The following is a 16,628-nucleotide window of genomic DNA, read 5'->3' on the forward strand; positions in this document are numbered from 1 at the left end:
TAGGTTCTTGTTACGGGTATTTTCAATTAAACTCCTTCAACCATCGATGTTTACAAAATAGGAAAAAATAGTTGTTGAACCCAAAAGTCGATTGCAGTCTTTTGTGTATGGTTTGGATATAAATAACAACCAAAACCTCTTGGATAATATAATGGGGAGCACCCCCGTTGCCACAATTCTTTTTTTGATATGCCCTACTGCCTTTGGTATAGAAGGGCTATAGATGTTTCTAATTACCAATGCACTATTGGTCAGTAAGCTCGTTATGAACTTCAGATCTGGATGGGTATAGGATCTTGGCATGAATCGAAAATTTTGCCTAAAATATAAAAACTATGGATTCTTTTTTTTAAACAAATTGTTTACACTTCCCAAGAAATAAAAATATAACATCTGGCCGATATCGAACATCGTGTGGAAAAATGTATGGGTATCATTTACAGAAATTGGTATTTGTTTGGATGAAAAAACACGATTGGACCAAGGATGGATTACTTTTGCTATGGTGGGCCTATAATAATAAACCCTTACTTGCAGTTGTTTAACGGAACTGCTATTTTAGTCTGGTCAAAAATAGCATCAAAAAATCCGGTCGTCCCTACTTGTTTATTAACCATTGTCTGTAGGGCTTCCAATAATCAGGTTTATTCCAATGAATTCCAATGTACTACAAACGCCCATTGTCTATCTAAAAGGCGTTGGTCCCAACCGCGCTGAGACTTTACGATCGGAACTTGGAATACAAACTTATCAGGATTTAATCAATCTTTTTCCAAATCGCTATATTGATAAAACACAATACTATAAAATTGGCCAATTACAGCGAACCAGTTCGGATGTTCAAATTATTGGGAAGATAGTCAACATTAAAACGGTTGAACAGAAAAAAGGAAAACGATTGGTGGCCAAATTTATGGATGAAACGGGGGAAATGGAACTCGTTTGGTTCCGGGGCCAAAAATGGATCAGGGAAAACCTCAAGTTAAACATCCCATATGTTATATTCGGAAAGGTAAATTGGTTCAATGGCACCTTCTCCATGCCCCATCCGGAAATGGAATTGTTGGAAGACCATGAGAAGGGTTTGAAAGTCTATATGCAACCCGTTTATCCTTCCACCGAAAAACTGACCAACAAGGGGGTAACCAATAGGGTGACCAATAAGCTTATTCAACAATTATTTTTGGAGACCAAGGGACGGTTTAAGGAAACCCTATCCCCTGGCCTAATCAATGAATTAAGCCTTATTTCCAAAGGGGAGGCACTTTTTAATATTCACTTTCCAAAGAGTCAGGAATTATTGGCCAAGGCACAATTTCGTTTGAAGTTTGAGGAATTATTTTATATACAATTACAACTGATTTCTAAAAACTTATTGCATAAACAGAAAATAAAAGGATTTAATTTTGACAAGGTCGGAACCCTATTCAAAACTTTTTATGAGCGTCATTTGCCATTTGAACTTACCAATGCGCAGAAGAGGGTAATTAAGGAGATTAGGGCAGATTTGGGCAGTAACGCCCAAATGAATAGATTACTACAGGGAGATGTAGGGTCGGGCAAAACTATTGTGGCCCTTATGACCATGTTACTCGCTATAGATAATGGCTACCAAGCCTGTCTAATGGCCCCTACGGAAATTTTGGCCAACCAGCACTTTATGGGCATAAAGGACCTTTTAGGAGATATTGGCGTGAATATTGCCCTTCTAACCGGGTCGGTTAAAAAATCGGCACGTAGGGTAATTCATGAACAATTGGAAAATGGGGAGCTCCATATTCTAATCGGCACCCATGCCTTGTTGGAGGATAAGGTTGCCTATAAAAATTTAGGTCTGGCAATTGTGGATGAGCAGCATAGATTTGGTGTTGCCCAACGCGCCAAGCTATGGCACAAGAACGATATTCCTCCCCATATTTTGGTAATGACAGCCACTCCTATTCCCAGGACCTTGGCAATGAGTTTATATGGCGATTTGGATATTTCTACCATAGACGAACTACCTCCTGGCCGTAAACCTATAAAAACGGTACATAGGTACGATTCCAACCGCTTAAAAGTATTTCAATTTATAAGGGATGAAATTAAAAAGGGGCGTCAAGTATATGTGGTCTATCCCTTAATTCAGGAATCCGAGGCCTTGGACTATAAAGATCTTATGGATGGTTACGAGAGTATTGCAAGGGATTTTCCAATGCCCGATTTTCAAATTTCCATTGTACATGGCAAAATGAAACCGGCTGACAAGGATTATGAAATGGAACGATTTGTAAAGGGGGAAACACAGATTATGGTCGCCACAACGGTCATAGAGGTAGGTGTTAATGTTCCCAACGCTTCGGTAATGATCATTGAAAGCGCGGAGCGCTTCGGTTTGTCGCAACTACACCAATTACGGGGACGGGTTGGTCGAGGAGCCGACCAAAGTTTTTGTATTTTAATGACAGGACACAAACTATCTTCCGATTCAAAAATTAGATTGGAGACCATGGTCAGTACCAATGACGGATTTCAAATTGCCGAAGTGGATTTAAAGCTACGTGGCCCCGGGGATTTAATGGGAACACAACAAAGTGGTGTGCTAAACCTTAAGATAGCCGATATTATCAAGGACAACGATATTTTAAAAACGGCAAGATACCATGCATTAAAAGTATTAAAGGAAGATATTACCTTACAAAAGTATCCCAGTATACTTCATGCCTATACGGAATTGGTGAAGTATAAAAATATTTGGAATTATATTAGTTGAGATTGTAAAGGAATTGGTCAGTTGGTTTTGTTGCGCTTTTTTGGAGGTTTGCACTCCTTACAGAAATCTGATAATAGTACAAGTTCATTTTTAACAATTTCATGTTCTTTTTCCAATGTTTCTGCCTTGTTGCCAAAATCCGTTTCTAGATAGACCCTTGAACTGATCTTATTTCGTTCCGCAATCATTTTATCAAAATATGGCTGAAAAAAACTAGCATCGGAAAAGGTTTTTTTATTTTCGAATAGTTCCTTTCTTATCTTTCTGGCATATAGTTCCGAAAGATCAAAATCGAACTGCACAAGAGCTATCAACCTTTCCGCCGCCAAACTATCCGGAGCCATTATCACGGCTGCATCCCTCTGAAATGTACAACTCACTTTGGAATTGAAGTTCCTGGTAAACATAAATTCAACATTGGACATTTGAAACGAAAAATCAAGCATAACCCCTGACTGAACAAAAACCTTGTCTATTTCTGCGCTAATTTTGGTTTTTGAACCCTTGAAATCTTCAATTTCAAATTTGTGATAAGGAGCCCAATCTATCTTGTTTTCCTGGGAAAACAGACCATTAACAAGAATAAAAAGAAGTAGTGATAATCTAAATGCCATATTACTGATTACAATTGTCCGCAGACCAAATACTATAAGGACCGATACTGTTTAATAAGGAAGTAAATATAGTAAATCTCCTATTTTTATTAGGTGTTTCCATATAAATGAAATTTTGTACCACAAAAAAACCCTGTCATTTCTGACAGGGTTGTATTTCTGGGTGGAAGACCGGGTTCGAACCGGCGACCTCTGGAACCACAATCCAGCGCTCTAACCAGCTGAGCTACAACCACCATTTGTAAGCGGTGGCAAAGATAAATCTTTAGTTCTATCACACAAAATAATTTTCAGCTTATTTTAGGCCATCTCGTAAAAAGCTCATACAGCGAATTATATGATATTTTAACTGTACAATTATCGACCAAATACTAATAATATTGGACGAAACACACAAAAAACCGCACTTTCACAACATAAATTAGCCTATTTTTTAGAGTAAAGATATTTTTATCAACAGATAAATTAGGATAAATGTCTTTAAGAGTATTACATATTAGGTCCCGGGAAATGAAATTAAAATTAACCGTGTTCTGGATTGTACTTTTCATTACCGGGGTGAGTTCTGCCCAAGAAACCTCGATTGGAGAATTGAGGCAAAAAATAAACACTTTACGAAGTCAGAAGAAACAGGTCAATAAAGACACCCTTTATATTGGATTATTATTGGACCTTGGTGAAAAGCTTAGATTTTTGAACCCCGATAGTCTTTTGTTGCTCTCAAGTGAAGCGCAAAAATTAAGTAGCAACATGGATTATAAAAAAGGTGTTGGAGAGGCTTTGTACCACATAGGGACTTATTATTCGGATATAGGAGAGCACAGCATTGCCATAGATAACTATGAAATGGCATTGGCCAATGCCAAAAAAGAGGACAATGAAGATTTATCTTTGCGAATCGGCAATGAATTGGCCAATGAAAATGTCTATAGTGGCAATTATTCAACGGCCTTGCTAGGTTATTTGGAGAATATTAAATTGGCACAGTCCAGTGGCAACAAAAAAATGGAATCCATCCTCTATGAAAATGTAGCTGATCTATACGGGGCACAAAGGGATTATGACCAGGCCCTTTATTTTTATAACAAGGTTGAAAAAATAAACACAAAAATAGGGAACGATATAAGCTCTGCCCAGACCATGAGCAATGTAGCTTCCATATATGCCGAAACCGGGGACTTCCAAAACGCCCTGTTTAAAATAAACCGGAGTATCAAAATTTTCGAAGAGGGTAAGGAATGGGATTGGTTGGCCTATGCCTATGAAGTGAAGGGTAAAGTATACTTGAAACAAAAGCAATATACCAGAGCCTTATATTGGTACGACAAAGGAGCGGAATTACATGACAATCTTCAGGACGATCGTGGGATTATAGATTTGTACAACGGAATGGCGGAAGCCAATTTTGGGCTTAAAAAAGACAGTATTTCACATAATTACGCCATGATGGCCTATGAAATATCCTCTACTATTAAATCTATGGAGGGTATTAAAAAATGTTCCAATACCCTATACAAATTGTATAAAAATCAGGGCAATTTCGCAGCGGCCCTAAAATATCATGAAATTTTCAGGCAAATGTCGGATACCTTATCCAGGGATGAGAACAAAATGAGTATGACGATGTTGAAAACCGAAATCAGTCATAAGAATCAGCAAGAGGCATTGGTGCTGCAAAATGAAAAAGCCTTGGCAAAGCAGCGCCTCTATATTTATATAGCGATATTATTTGTTATAGTTTTGGCCGCCATAGCATTTTTGGTAGTTAGGGGACAAAAATTCCTAAAAAAGCTGAACAAGGAACTCGAAATCCAAAAACAGGATCTAGAACTGAGAGAGTCCGAATTATGGGAGATCAATAACACCAAAAATAAACTCTTTTCCATTATTGCACATGATCTTCGTGGCCCTATTGGCGCTTTGGAGGGACTATTGAAGTTACTGAACAGCGGTGATATTAAAGAGTCTGAATTCAAGGAGTTTATTCCCAAACTAAAAAACGATGTCAATAGTATTTCCTTTACCTTGAACAACCTTCTTTCCTGGGGGCAATCCCAAATGCGGGAAGCTACCACCGACCCTGCCAATGTGGATTTAAAGGCCCTGGTAGAGAACAATATTAATTTACTAAGCGAATTGGCGTTTACCAAAATGATTACAATGGATAATTTGATAGTCAATAAGACCATAATCTGGTCCGATGAAAATCAAATGGATATTGTGATCAGGAACCTTTTGAGCAATGCCCTAAAATTTACTCCCAACAATGGGCATATTACCATTGGATATATTGATAGGCCAGATCATTTGGAAGTATTTGTAAAGGATAATGGGATTGGTATGGACGAGTATGTTCAGGAACAAATCCTTGCAAAAAACACCAATATTACCACCTATGGGACCAATAATGAAAAGGGAACCGGACTAGGCCTTTCCCTTTGCAGTGAAATGGTTATTAAAAATGGTGGTTCCTTATGGGTCAAGAGTGAAATAAATGAAGGGTCTACCTTCTATTTTACCGTACCCAAGGGCAATAAACAATTCCAAAAATCGGCCTAAATTAGGCTGGAGAGGTTTTTAACGGCAACAAACCTTTCAGTGGTAAAACCTTCCCCATAGGATATGCCCACCATTCTACCCAGATCCCTTGACCTATAAACAACACTATCTATAAAGTTTTTGCTACTGATTGGCGTTTCCGGCTCCTTACTTTTGGGATCGTAAAATTGGGAACTATAGGCCATTATGGCATTCACCTTTACGTCTATAAAATCCGATACATCCACCACAAAATCCGGTTCAAGGTTTTTCCATTGAATATAATGGTGCACCAAACTGGGTCTCCACGCTTCCTGCCACTTTTCTTCCCCATCTATTTTAGTGTCTATCTTAATAAGTCCACTTAGAAAGCAGGCATCGCTTACCAGTTTGCTACCTTTTGCATGATCTATATGCCTGTCGTCTATAGCATTGCACAAAACGGTTTCAGGCCTATATTTACGGATCATTTTTATTACTTCCAATTGATGCTGCCTGTCGTTAGTGAAGAAACCATCGGCAAATCCCAGATTTTCACGGACAGCAATTCCTAAAATTGCAGCTGCTGCTGCAGCTTCCTTATCCCGGATTTCGGCAGAGCCACGGGTACCTAATTCCCCACGGGTCAAATCTACTATACCTACTTTTTTGCCACTGGCCACTTCTTTTGCTATAGTTGCCCCTGCCCCCAATTCGGCATCATCTGGATGCGCACCAAATACTAATATGTCTAATTTCATTTAATCTTTGTCTACTTTGTTCTTGAAAGCTTTCAAATTACCCCTCCTAAAATTCCACATTTATTAAAAATATGTAATCTCCGAATTTTAGGACAAAAGAGAATCTAGATAGCCACTTCCTTTTCCTTTCTTACCTTTTCCAAAGCTTGTTCAATATCTGCAATTAAATCCTCTGTCTCCTCTATTCCCACGGAAAAGCGTATTAAGCCATCGGCAATTCCTTGTCGTTTTCTTTCTTCGGCACTCAATAGGGAATGAGAGGTTAAGGTAGGGGAAAGAACGGTACTTTCCACTCCTGCCAAACTCATAGCCGGTTTTATCAATTTTAAGGATTTTTGAAAGTAGGAAGCATCTAAGTCGGCATTTAACTCAAATGATAGCATGCCTCCGAAGCCCTTCATCTGTTTTTCGGCAACGTCGTGGTTCGGATGTGAAGGCAGGCCAGGATAATATACTGCAGATATATCTTTATGTGCATAAAGGTATTCGGCCATGTGTTGGGCATTTGCATTTTGTGCCCTAACCCTAATTCCCATGGTCTTAATACTCCTTTCCAATAACCAAACGGTGTAATCGCTAAGACTACCTCCAAAATTTTTGGCCAAGCCTAATATCCTTTTTATATATGCTTCCGTTGAAGCTACTGCACCTGCACAAATATCCGAATGTCCGCCCATATACTTGGTGGCACTATGGATTACCACATCAATTCCAAAATCAATTGGATTTTGATTCACAGGACTGGCAAAAGTATTGTCGATCATGGAGACAAGGCCATATTTTTTTGAAATACTTGCAATAGCTTCCAAATCGGTAATGTTCAATAATGGATTGGATGGGGTTTCAATGTAGATGGCTTTGGTGTTTTTTTGAATTTTTGCCTCAAAATCATCTGCACTAAAACCATCTGTAAAAGAATACGATATCCCAAACTTTTCGAATTCTTCCACCACCAAATTATAAGTGCCTCCATAAATTATCTTTTGTATAACAACATGGTCCCCAGCCCTTAAAAACGCAAGTAAAGAAGTGCTGATGGCGGCCATACCGCTACCAAATATCAATGCTGCCTCGGCATGTTCCAAGGCCGCTATCTTCTTGGCCAGTGCCACTTGGTTGGGGGTATTGAAATATCTCGGGTATCGCTTAACATCAATATCTTCAAAGGCATAGGCTGTTCCCATGTACAATGGGGAAACGGCCCCTTTAAATTCCTTGTCCTCCAGTTGCCCAAAATGGGTACAGATAGTATTAAGGCCCTTTATTTGGTTTTTCATTTTAAGAATTTAAATTGATTAAGAATAGTGGGGCATAAAGTTACAAAAATAGCCTATACCTTAATTTTTTTCCATTTCCCCTTTTTAAAAAGTAAGTAGCTTATAAGGGTAAGGAGAACCTCGGCAATCGAAATGGCCAAAAACACCCCAACCGCTCCATAATTAAAGGTGATGGCCAAAACATATGCAAAGGGAAGCTGAAATGCCCAAAATATTAAAAAGTTAATCTTGGTAGGTGTCCCTGTATCCCCAGCTCCATTAAATGCCTGTGTCAGCACCATGCCATAGGCGTAAAATACATATCCTGCCGCGATGATCTGTAAGCATAAGGTACCATATTCCACCACTTCCGGAGTGGTATTAAAGAACAAAATTATTTTTTCAGCAAAGCATAAATATATCAAGGAAATCGTAAACATAAAGATGGCATTGTACTTCCCGGTTTTCCATACGGATTCTTCTGCCCTATCCGGTTGATCGGCACCTAAATTCTGTCCCACCAGGGTAGCCGCAGCATTGCTCATTCCCCAAGAAGGCATTAAAGTAAACATCATTACCCTAATGGCAATGGTATACCCGGCAAGGACCTCACTTCCAAATTCGGACATAATTCTCATTAAAAAGATCCAACTGGACGTTCCAATCAAGAATTGTGCAATACCGCCAGCAGAAACTTTGAGGATGTTTGCCATCACTTTTAAACGGATTACGATATCGGAAATACAAATTTTAATCTTGCTCCATCCATAGAACAGAATTATCAGTTGAAACAGGACAGCGGTACCCCTACCAATGTTGGTAGCAATTGCAGCACCCATAACTCCATATTCAGGAATTGGTCCCCATCCAAAAATAAATATTGGGTCAAGGATTATATTAAGACCATTGGACAACACCAGTATCCACATTGCAACCGAGGCATCCCCAGCTCCCCTGAAAATGGCATTTATAAGAAACAGAAGTAAAATGGTAATATTACCTCCGAGCATCAACTGGGTATATCCTTGGCCTTCTTGGATAAGTTGGGGACTTCCCCCCATTAAACCTAGGATTTCCTTAGAGTACAGAGCCCCGAATATTCCGGTGACAATGGCCACAGTTATCCCCAAAAGGATTGCCTGTACTGCCGATTCCCTGGCTTCTTTTAATTTTTTTTCACCAACCCTTCTGGCCACAATGGCCGTGGCTGCCATGCTGAGGCCGATAGCCACGGCATAAATCAATGTAATCACCGACTCCGTAAGCCCTATTGTAGCTACGGCATTGACACTGACCCTGGAAACATAGGCAATATCCACCAGGGCAAAAATAGATTCCATCAACATTTCCAGTACCATAGGAATGGAAAGCATAAAAATGGCTTTTCTGATGCTCCCTGTAGTAAAATCGAAGTCCTTGCCCGATAAGGCTAAAATAAAATATTTGTATAAATTACTTGCAGTAAGTTTTTTTGTACCTGCCATATGTTTGGAATTATGTTAAAAGAAGAAAATGGACATCATGAATAATTGGAAGTTCACTAAATGAACCCTCAAAATTCTTGCTTTGACATCTATAAAAAACATAATTCCTTTACTTCATAGTAAAGCAAAATTGCATTAAAATTAGAACATTACAAAATTACTTGGTATAGAATCTTTTATTTTTCCAATAACTTACGGCACCCAATAACAATACCCCAAATATGGTGTAATAAATAAAAGTGGGGGTTATAACCTGTGCCCCACTGGCATAACTATGTAGCCCTACCAAATAGAAATTTACTCCAAAATAAGTCATCATAATACTGCCAAAGGCCACTACACTTAGAAAATTAAACATCCATTTACCACGAAGACCGGGAATCAATCTTGTATGGATTACAAAGGCATAGATCATTATTGAAATCAGGGCCCAAGTTTCTTTGGGATCCCACCCCCAATATCGACCCCAACTTTCATTGGCCCATTGTCCGCCCAAGAAATTACCAATGGTCAACATAACCAAACCTACCGTTAGTGACAGTTCATTTATAATGGTAAGTTCCTTGATGTTCAGGGCCATTTTCTCCTTGTTCTTGTCGTTTGTCATGATGATCAACAACAAGCTCACCACCCCTAGGATCATACCCACGGTGAGGGGACCATAACTACCAACAATAACCGCCACGTGGATCATTAACCAATAACTGTCCAATACGGGCACGAGATTGGCTATTGAGGGGTCTACCCAACTCTGGTGGGCGATCCACAACAACATAGAAGTTACAAAAGTGGCCGCAGCTACCGTCATATCACTCTTTTTACTGAAGAGTAGTCCCATACCCAAAGTTGCCCAGGAAACGTATAGGATACTCTCATAGGCATCGCTCCAAGGTGCGTGTCCGGAGATGTACCAACGCATACCCAATCCTAAGGTATGCAAAACAAAAAACACATAAATCAGGATTTTGATTCCGGCAATGCTATACCGGAGCGCCTTTCTGTCCTTGATAATCTGGAATACCAGTAAAATAAACATTAACAGACCAACCAGGGCATAATACCTATATAGCTTATTGTAAATATCGGCCTTGTTGTAAAATACCTCCGCATTAATTTTGCTTTCCGAAGGCAATACTTCGCTACCGTGGTTTTCTTGGTTCTTTTTAAAGGCGGCCAACAATTTATCGGCCTCGGAATAGTCGCCCGTTTTTACTGCTTTCTCCAGGCTCATCAGGTAGAAGGGTACGGCATTTTTTATGAAATTGGCATAGAGGGAATCCGATACCTGATATTGACCTCCCCTATATTCCACAGCCGAGATCCATTTGTTATTGTCGTCGTTCAACAATGGAAATATCTTGACGATTTCCCCTCCCAATGCTCTGTTTAAAAGTACCAAACGTTCGTCCAAACTCTTGAAATCCTTTTGGAATTGGTTGGGAGTGTTGGTTGCGTAAGCTTCCTTAAGATAAGTACTTAATTTGTACTGTCCTTTTTCATCAAAGAAATCCGTAGCCTTTGCGAACTCTTTACCATGCTCCAATCCAATGATCTTGCGAATACTGTCATTTTGCCCCTTTTTGTCCAAAGCAATAAATTCCGCATAGTACCAAACCCTTGGATTCAGCATCATGGATAGAAAAACCTGGTCGGAATTAAAGTCGGTATATTTGTCCGTTAGGCTTAGTTTTCTCAACAGTTCGGAAGAAAATGTATTTATGGGTTTCATACGCCCTCCGGCATCCTGAATTACCAACTTACCAAACGATGCAGCATGTTCCTTGGATGGGATCATAGCGTGCAACAAGGAATCTACCTGGGCTGCGGTAGGTGTATTTTCATGTGCATGTGAATCTGCCTCCACACTTTCCTGCGCCATCAAATTAAGACAGCTGCCAAGAATAAAAAGCACTGCCAACTTGGATCTTTTATTTTTCAATTTTTCCAAGGAATCTCCCAGACTTTTAAACCTGGTCTTGCCATAGAACATGATCCCCATAAGCCCGGCATACAATAAAAAATATCCGATATAAGTTATCCAAGTACCCCAAAAATCGTAATTTACGGACAATATTGTTCCTTTTTCATCTTGGTTAAAACTAGCTTGAAAAAAACGATATCCTTTGTGGTCCAAAATATGGTTCATATATATATCATAATCAAAAGGACGCTCGTCCTCTATGGTAACCTTGCTCATAAATGAAGCATAGCTATTCTCTGTTCCCGGATGTTTTTCGGCAATAAAGTCGTTTAATTTAATTCCAAAAGGCAGGGTATACACCTTGGACCCGTATGAAAGGTTAAAATCCAAGCCTCCAACTTCAAATTCGCCTGAAAAATTGGACACGCCCTTTGCTCCCAGTAGTTTTTTGCGTACCGTTTCCCCATTACTGCTGATATCCACGATCAGGGCATCAAGATCATTTTCTGTTTTTTCGTTCTCAGGAATGGAAATTATGTCATAAGCTCCCTTGATAATTGGCTCGGGAATAACGAATTGCATGCCTGCAGTAGTATATAAAGACCTTAACTGCAGTGTTTGAAGGCTATCCTTTAATAATTCTCCCTGTAATTGATCGGCCATTCTCATAAACTGTCCTTCGAAGGGCGATTTTATTTGATAATTACCGTTAGATTCAATAATGTTGATGGCTCCGTCCGTCATTTTGTTCAAGGAAAACAAAACGTTGTGTATACTGCTTACCTCACCACTTTCCAAATAATGTTCATGACGTTGACCGTCGCCCGCTTCCACAATTTTCAGGTATTCCTTCCCATTGGGATCTTCTACCAATCCCTCTTTTGCCCCATCCATAAAGCCCACATAGGATATGGTAAAGGGCTGTCCGTTGAAATCGGAATTCCATGGCAAATTGGATTTGATAGCTTCAGAGGTAACTAAGATATCGTCTTCCAAAATCTTCCGTTTGGGCTCGTTGTCTATTTCGCCATCCACATAAACCGTGAGGTAAGTTTTGTCCGAATAAAAAACATTTTCCGTGTTTCCTTCCCTGATGGGCATCATCCCTTCAAAACTTATGTAGCGGGTAACAAAGGCTCCAAGAATAATTAAGATCCAAGAGAGATGTAATAAAAGTACGGCCCATTTTTCCTTCCTTAAAAGATTATAACGGGCAATATTCCCCACAAAATTGATGACAAACAATACCATAATGGCCTCGAACCAAGTAGTGTTGTATATCCAAATTCTAGCGGTTTCCGTACTGTACCAGCTTTCTATAAATGTTCCAAAGGCCATGGCTGTAGCAAAAACAATAAATAAAACCGCCATTAAACGGGTGGAAAAGAACGTTTTTTTAAGGAATTCGATCATTTTGGCAAGAAGGTTTGTTTTAAAAATGCAAAAATACATTTTTATAAGAGTTTAATTATTAAATCTTTTGTTAATTGAGTATTTACTTTTTTTAAAACATGTTCAAATATTTGATAGATAAAAACAGATAAGCAGTCCCTTACTACTGTGGTTTTATAAAAGGGCCCATGCTTTTCAATGTATATCTAGGTTCCCTTATGTTTCGGGGTACAAATCTTCCAAGAGCTAAATCAATATGCCTTTGGATACACTTGTAGGGGTTTAGGTTACATAATATTTTATATAAATGCGAAGTAGAGACTTGTCATAGATAGGGAAGAATTGATGCCTAATAAGGATGATTTAATTTGGCTGCCACGTATTTCATAGGAACGTACCTTCTATAACACCTGGTGGACCCACCCCTAAGAACTTGTGTGAATAACAACATTCAAAAAACTTAATGACCATAACCCTATAAGTTTGATTTAATATTTACTTTTGAATATGATATCTATTGTTTTATTGGGTACTGGTAATGTTGCAAAACATTTGTTCCATGCCTTTTTGGGGGTCGATGAAATAAATGTGCTACAGGTAATTGGTCGGAACGAAGATCACCTCCACTCTTTTAGGGATAAGGTGGAAACGGGTACGGATTTCACCAAAATTGCCGATGCCGATATGTATATAATCGCCGTAAGTGATGATGCCATAGCTTTGGTGGCTCCTTTCCTTAAGGATAAAAAAGGTTTGGTGGCCCATACCTCTGGAAGTGTAGGGTTAAAATCCCTCGGAAATATAGATAATAGAGGGGTTTTTTATCCACTGCAAACATTTAGTAAGGGCAAGGCAATCGATTTTAAAAAGGTGCCGATCTGTATTGAGGCAGAACACAATGCCAACATGGAACTTTTGAAAAAATTGTCTGGACTCATCTCTATGGAAGTGCACGAGATTACGAGTGACCAAAGGAAATCACTTCATTTGGCAGCCGTTTTTGTGAATAATTTCACCAATTATCTTTTTACTATAGGCCAAGATATTTGTACGGAACATGATTTGCCATTTTCCATGTTAAACCCTTTGATCAAGGAAACTGTGAATAAATTGGACTATCTCCCTCCCTGCGATTCCCAAACCGGACCGGCCAAAAGAAAGGATGTTAAGACGATGGAAACCCATTTAAATCTGCTTAAAAATAAAAATTATCAGGATATTTACAGCTTGTTAAGCAAATTGATAGGAGAAAGATATGGACAAAAGTTATAAGGAACTGCTTCAGGATATAACCACTTTTGTATTTGATGTGGATGGCGTTTTTACAGATGGCAAAATCATTATCACCACTAGCGGCGAAATGTTAAGGACTATGAACGTTCAAGATGGCTATGCCGTAAAGGTAGCCATTCAACAAGGGTATAATATCTGTATCATTTCCGGAGGCACCAACGAAGGGGTTAGATTGCGATTAAAGGGATTGGGAGTTACCGATATCCACATGGGTGCCCATCATAAAATAGACCCTTTTGACGAATATCTGGATATTTACAATATAAATCCACAACATGTTCTCTATATGGGCGATGACATTCCTGATATTCCGCCAATGAGGTTGGCGGGTATTCCTTGTTGTCCACAAAATGCTGTACCTGAGGTAAAGGCTATGTCCAAATACATTTCCCATAAACACGGAGGCGATGGCTGTGTAAGGGATGTTATAGAACAAGTACTGAAGGTAAGGGGGCATTGGGCCGAAAATTTCAGTGCCAAGAACGATTAACATTATGCCCAACAACAAACTAAAGGAATATCGGATTATACTTGCCTCGGCATCCCCTAGACGACAGCAGTTTTTTAGGGAAATGGAAATCGAATTTAAAGTACATCCGATACATGTAGACGAAATATATCCCGAGCATTTAAAGGGGGCGGAAATTTCGGATTATCTGGCAAAATTAAAGGCTGCTGGATATGAAAAAAAGCTGGATACAAGGGATATCCTCATAACGTCGGATACGGTAGTTTGGCATAACAATATATCGTTGGCAAAGCCTGCCGATCACGACGAAGCCTTTTCCATGCTAAGAACTCTTTCCAACGATTGGCACGAAGTAATTACCTCTGTCTGCCTTACCACCAAGGATCAACAACAGCTGGTGAATCAATGCACGAAGGTAAAATTCAAAAAATTGGACTACGCGGAAATAGAATACTATATCCAACACTATAACCCGTTTGACAAAGCCGGTGGGTATGGTATTCAGGATTGGATAGGGCTCATTGGAATTGAAGAAATACAGGGTTCCTATACCAATGTGGTTGGCTTGCCCACCCAATTGGTTTACAAAACGTTAATGGCCATGGCTGGTTAGTTTATTTTGAATAATTTTAGGAAAATTTTAATGCTATGCAACGTCTGCTTACTTTCATTTTTGTGCACATCTTAATTATATTTGTACTTTTAAGTGCTTGCAAGGAAAAACCAAGAGAAGCCGAGAACGTTTCCCTTGTAGGAGGTGATATAAAAATGTCCGTTGCCAAACCGGTTAAACCCGTCTTATCCGAGGAATTCAAGAATTACTGGTATGCAGGAAAGGCAGAGATAACTTCCTATAAATTGGAGCAGGCCCGTTATGGTGAATTAAGGGAAGGTAATGCGGTTTTAATATATGTTACCGAACCATTTTTAGCGGACAAACAGGTGAAGGCCGATCAATCAAATCCCAATAACGTTTCTGTGTTGAAACTCAATAGCACAAAAAAGTTCCTAACCGGTATTTACCCCTATTCCATAATGAACAGTAGTTTTTATCCCGTATCGGATAAACAACATGCCATTAAGCTTTCCGCATCCGTGCAGGAATGGTGTGGCCAGGTATATACGCAGTTGAACAATAGGGATAAATTTGAAGTAAATTCCTTTTCCTATTTTGAGAGCGAAGGGGATCAAACCATCATTTTGGACAAAACGCATTTAGAAAACGAAATATGGAATAAAATAAGGATCAATCCCAACAACCTTCCTGTTGGCAACATCCATATGGTACCTTCCATGGAATATTTACGTCTGGCACACAAACAACTGAAAGCCTATGGCGCCAAAGCAGAATTGAATCTGGATGCTGATCCAAATACTTATAAAATCACCTACCCGGAATTGGATAGAACCTTGGCGATCAGCTTTTCCAAATCCTTCCCATATACCATTGAAAATTGGTCCGAAAGTTATACCAGTGGGTTTGGATCCAAGGCAAAAATACTCACTACCATGGCAACGAAAATAAAAACATTAAAAAGGGCTTATTGGCAGGAAAACAAAAATAGTGATGTATTTTTGCGCGATAGTTTAGGATTATAATTCTATGGAAACATTTTTTTTGGAGTACAAAAATGAACTTTTAGGCACGGCCATATGTTTATTGGTGCTATTGATTTTAAAATATTTAGGTACCAAGGCAATACAAAAAGTTGGCAAAATAAGTGATATAAATGAGGTTCGTACGCGCTTGATCGTTAAATATTCCACTGTTGGCCTCACTACTTTTGGAATAGTTGCCTTGATTTTGATCTGGGGGGTAGAAATGAAGGATATCGGCTTGGTGTTTTCCTCTGTTTTTGCTGTTATAGGTGTGGCCCTGTTTGCACAATGGTCCATATTGAGCAATGTTACGGCCGGGGTTATACTGTTTTTTTCCTTTCCATTTAAGATAGGTGATAAAATTAAAATAATGGATAAGGAAATTGAATTGCCCAACGAGGTATATCTTATAGAGGATATAAGGGCCTTTCATATACATCTTAGAAGAAGTAATGGAGAACTATTTACCTACCCTAACAACATGATGCTCCAGAAAGCCATAGCCTTGGCACAAACCTATGAAAACTCATTGGAAAGCAGTGAAGTTTTATAAGGTGTTAAAGTAGTTGT

13 protein-coding genes and 1 tRNA gene are annotated in these 16,628 nt (G+C 39.1%); 7 read left to right on the plus strand and 7 right to left on the minus strand.

The genetic code is table 11. From position 1 onward, the window contains the following. Positions 1-36 precede the first annotated feature (36 nt). Entirely contained in the window at positions 37-303 is a 267-nt protein-coding gene (locus QSE00_RS08865; RefSeq protein WP_286105653.1) for a hypothetical protein, read from the minus strand. Between the two features lie 349 nt (positions 304-652). Here QSE00_RS08865 and recG point away from each other — a divergent pair, with 349 nt between their 5' ends. Next, on the plus strand, positions 653-2,752 hold the full coding sequence (recG, locus tag QSE00_RS08870) for an ATP-dependent DNA helicase RecG (protein WP_286105655.1): 2,100 nt from the start codon (positions 653-655) through the stop codon (positions 2,750-2,752). 17 nt (positions 2,753-2,769) lie between these two features. Here recG and QSE00_RS08875 read toward each other — a convergent pair whose 3' ends face one another. Together QSE00_RS08875 and QSE00_RS08880 are read right to left on the minus strand one after the other, a co-directional pair. Further along, positions 2,770-3,366: a hypothetical protein gene (locus tag QSE00_RS08875; RefSeq protein WP_286105657.1), complete on the minus strand. Its 597-nt coding sequence runs from the start codon at positions 3,364-3,366 to the stop codon at positions 2,770-2,772. Between the two features lie 161 nt (positions 3,367-3,527). Further along, a tRNA-His gene (locus QSE00_RS08880) sits at positions 3,528-3,603 on the minus strand. Positions 3,604-3,876: 273 nt separating this feature from the next. On the opposite strand from QSE00_RS08880, the gene QSE00_RS08885 reads away from it, so the two are divergent. Further along, the gene (locus QSE00_RS08885) at positions 3,877-5,925 is read left to right on the plus strand and encodes a tetratricopeptide repeat-containing sensor histidine kinase (protein WP_286105660.1); all 2,049 of its coding nucleotides are present in this window, start codon (positions 3,877-3,879) and stop codon (positions 5,923-5,925) included. Here the strand turns inward: QSE00_RS08885 and bshB1 are convergent. From bshB1 to QSE00_RS08905, 4 genes are all read right to left on the minus strand, one after another. Beyond that, entirely contained in the window at positions 5,922-6,644 is a 723-nt protein-coding gene (gene bshB1 / locus QSE00_RS08890) for a bacillithiol biosynthesis deacetylase BshB1 (protein ID WP_110357122.1), read from the minus strand. The two genes, QSE00_RS08885 and bshB1, sit on opposite strands and share 4 nt — an antisense overlap. Positions 6,645-6,748: 104 nt before the next feature. Next, positions 6,749-7,921, minus strand: coding sequence for a trans-sulfuration enzyme family protein (locus tag QSE00_RS08895; RefSeq protein WP_286105661.1), 1,173 nt, complete (start codon positions 7,919-7,921; stop codon positions 6,749-6,751). A 53-nt stretch (positions 7,922-7,974) separates the two neighbouring features. Continuing rightward, positions 7,975-9,384, minus strand: a complete 1,410-nt coding sequence (locus QSE00_RS08900) for an MATE family efflux transporter (protein ID WP_110357124.1) — start codon at positions 9,382-9,384, stop codon at positions 7,975-7,977. A 157-nt stretch (positions 9,385-9,541) separates the two neighbouring features. Further along, on the minus strand, positions 9,542-12,718 hold the full coding sequence (locus QSE00_RS08905; protein WP_286105727.1) for a cytochrome c biogenesis protein: 3,177 nt from the start codon (positions 12,716-12,718) through the stop codon (positions 9,542-9,544). A gap of 486 nt (positions 12,719-13,204) precedes the next feature. On the opposite strand from QSE00_RS08905, the gene QSE00_RS08910 reads away from it, so the two are divergent. The 5 genes from QSE00_RS08910 to QSE00_RS08930 are packed head-to-tail and all read left to right on the plus strand — an operon-like array spanning position 13,205 to position 16,611. Next, positions 13,205-13,969 (plus strand): Rossmann-like and DUF2520 domain-containing protein, encoded by a 765-nt coding sequence (locus tag QSE00_RS08910; protein ID WP_286105663.1) that lies wholly within the window; start codon positions 13,205-13,207, stop codon positions 13,967-13,969. After that, complete coding sequence (locus QSE00_RS08915; RefSeq protein ID WP_110357126.1) at positions 13,953-14,480, plus strand: KdsC family phosphatase; 528 nt, start codon at positions 13,953-13,955, stop codon at positions 14,478-14,480. Before QSE00_RS08910 ends, QSE00_RS08915 begins: the two co-directional genes overlap by 17 nt. Before the next feature lie 4 nt (positions 14,481-14,484). Next, on the plus strand, positions 14,485-15,072 hold the full coding sequence (locus QSE00_RS08920; RefSeq protein ID WP_110357127.1) for a Maf family nucleotide pyrophosphatase: 588 nt from the start codon (positions 14,485-14,487) through the stop codon (positions 15,070-15,072). Between the two features lie 35 nt (positions 15,073-15,107). Further along, complete coding sequence (locus QSE00_RS08925) at positions 15,108-16,058, plus strand: septum formation inhibitor Maf (RefSeq protein WP_286105667.1); 951 nt, start codon at positions 15,108-15,110, stop codon at positions 16,056-16,058. A 4-nt stretch (positions 16,059-16,062) separates the two neighbouring features. Next, entirely contained in the window at positions 16,063-16,611 is a 549-nt protein-coding gene (locus QSE00_RS08930; RefSeq protein WP_110357129.1) for a mechanosensitive ion channel domain-containing protein, read from the plus strand. The last annotated feature ends 17 nt before the right edge of the window (positions 16,612-16,628 follow it).

Source organism: Arenibacter flavimaris, from assembly GCF_030291335.1.
GTDB lineage: Bacteria > Bacteroidota > Bacteroidia > Flavobacteriales > Flavobacteriaceae > Arenibacter.

What these genes read in the sequence shown, in the direction of transcription:
- QSE00_RS08865 (WP_286105653.1), bottom strand. Translation starts at nt 303, where the DNA reads ATGCCAAGATCCTATACCCATCCAGATCTGAAGTTCATAACGAGCTTA.
- recG (WP_286105655.1), top strand. Translation starts at nt 653, where the DNA reads ATGAATTCCAATGTACTACAAACGCCCATTGTCTATCTAAAAGGCGTT.
- QSE00_RS08875 (WP_286105657.1), bottom strand. Translation starts at nt 3,366, where the DNA reads ATGGCATTTAGATTATCACTACTTCTTTTTATTCTTGTTAATGGTCTG.
- QSE00_RS08885 (WP_286105660.1), top strand. Translation starts at nt 3,877, where the DNA reads ATGAAATTAAAATTAACCGTGTTCTGGATTGTACTTTTCATTACCGGG.
- bshB1 (WP_110357122.1), bottom strand. Translation starts at nt 6,644, where the DNA reads ATGAAATTAGACATATTAGTATTTGGTGCGCATCCAGATGATGCCGAA.
- QSE00_RS08895 (WP_286105661.1), bottom strand. Translation starts at nt 7,921, where the DNA reads ATGAAAAACCAAATAAAGGGCCTTAATACTATCTGTACCCATTTTGGG.
- QSE00_RS08900 (WP_110357124.1), bottom strand. Translation starts at nt 9,384, where the DNA reads ATGGCAGGTACAAAAAAACTTACTGCAAGTAATTTATACAAATATTTT.
- QSE00_RS08905 (WP_286105727.1), bottom strand. Translation starts at nt 12,718, where the DNA reads ATGATCGAATTCCTTAAAAAAACGTTCTTTTCCACCCGTTTAATGGCG.
- QSE00_RS08910 (WP_286105663.1), top strand. Translation starts at nt 13,205, where the DNA reads ATGATATCTATTGTTTTATTGGGTACTGGTAATGTTGCAAAACATTTG.
- QSE00_RS08915 (WP_110357126.1), top strand. Translation starts at nt 13,953, where the DNA reads ATGGACAAAAGTTATAAGGAACTGCTTCAGGATATAACCACTTTTGTA.
- QSE00_RS08920 (WP_110357127.1), top strand. Translation starts at nt 14,485, where the DNA reads ATGCCCAACAACAAACTAAAGGAATATCGGATTATACTTGCCTCGGCA.
- QSE00_RS08925 (WP_286105667.1), top strand. Translation starts at nt 15,108, where the DNA reads ATGCAACGTCTGCTTACTTTCATTTTTGTGCACATCTTAATTATATTT.
- QSE00_RS08930 (WP_110357129.1), top strand. Translation starts at nt 16,063, where the DNA reads ATGGAAACATTTTTTTTGGAGTACAAAAATGAACTTTTAGGCACGGCC.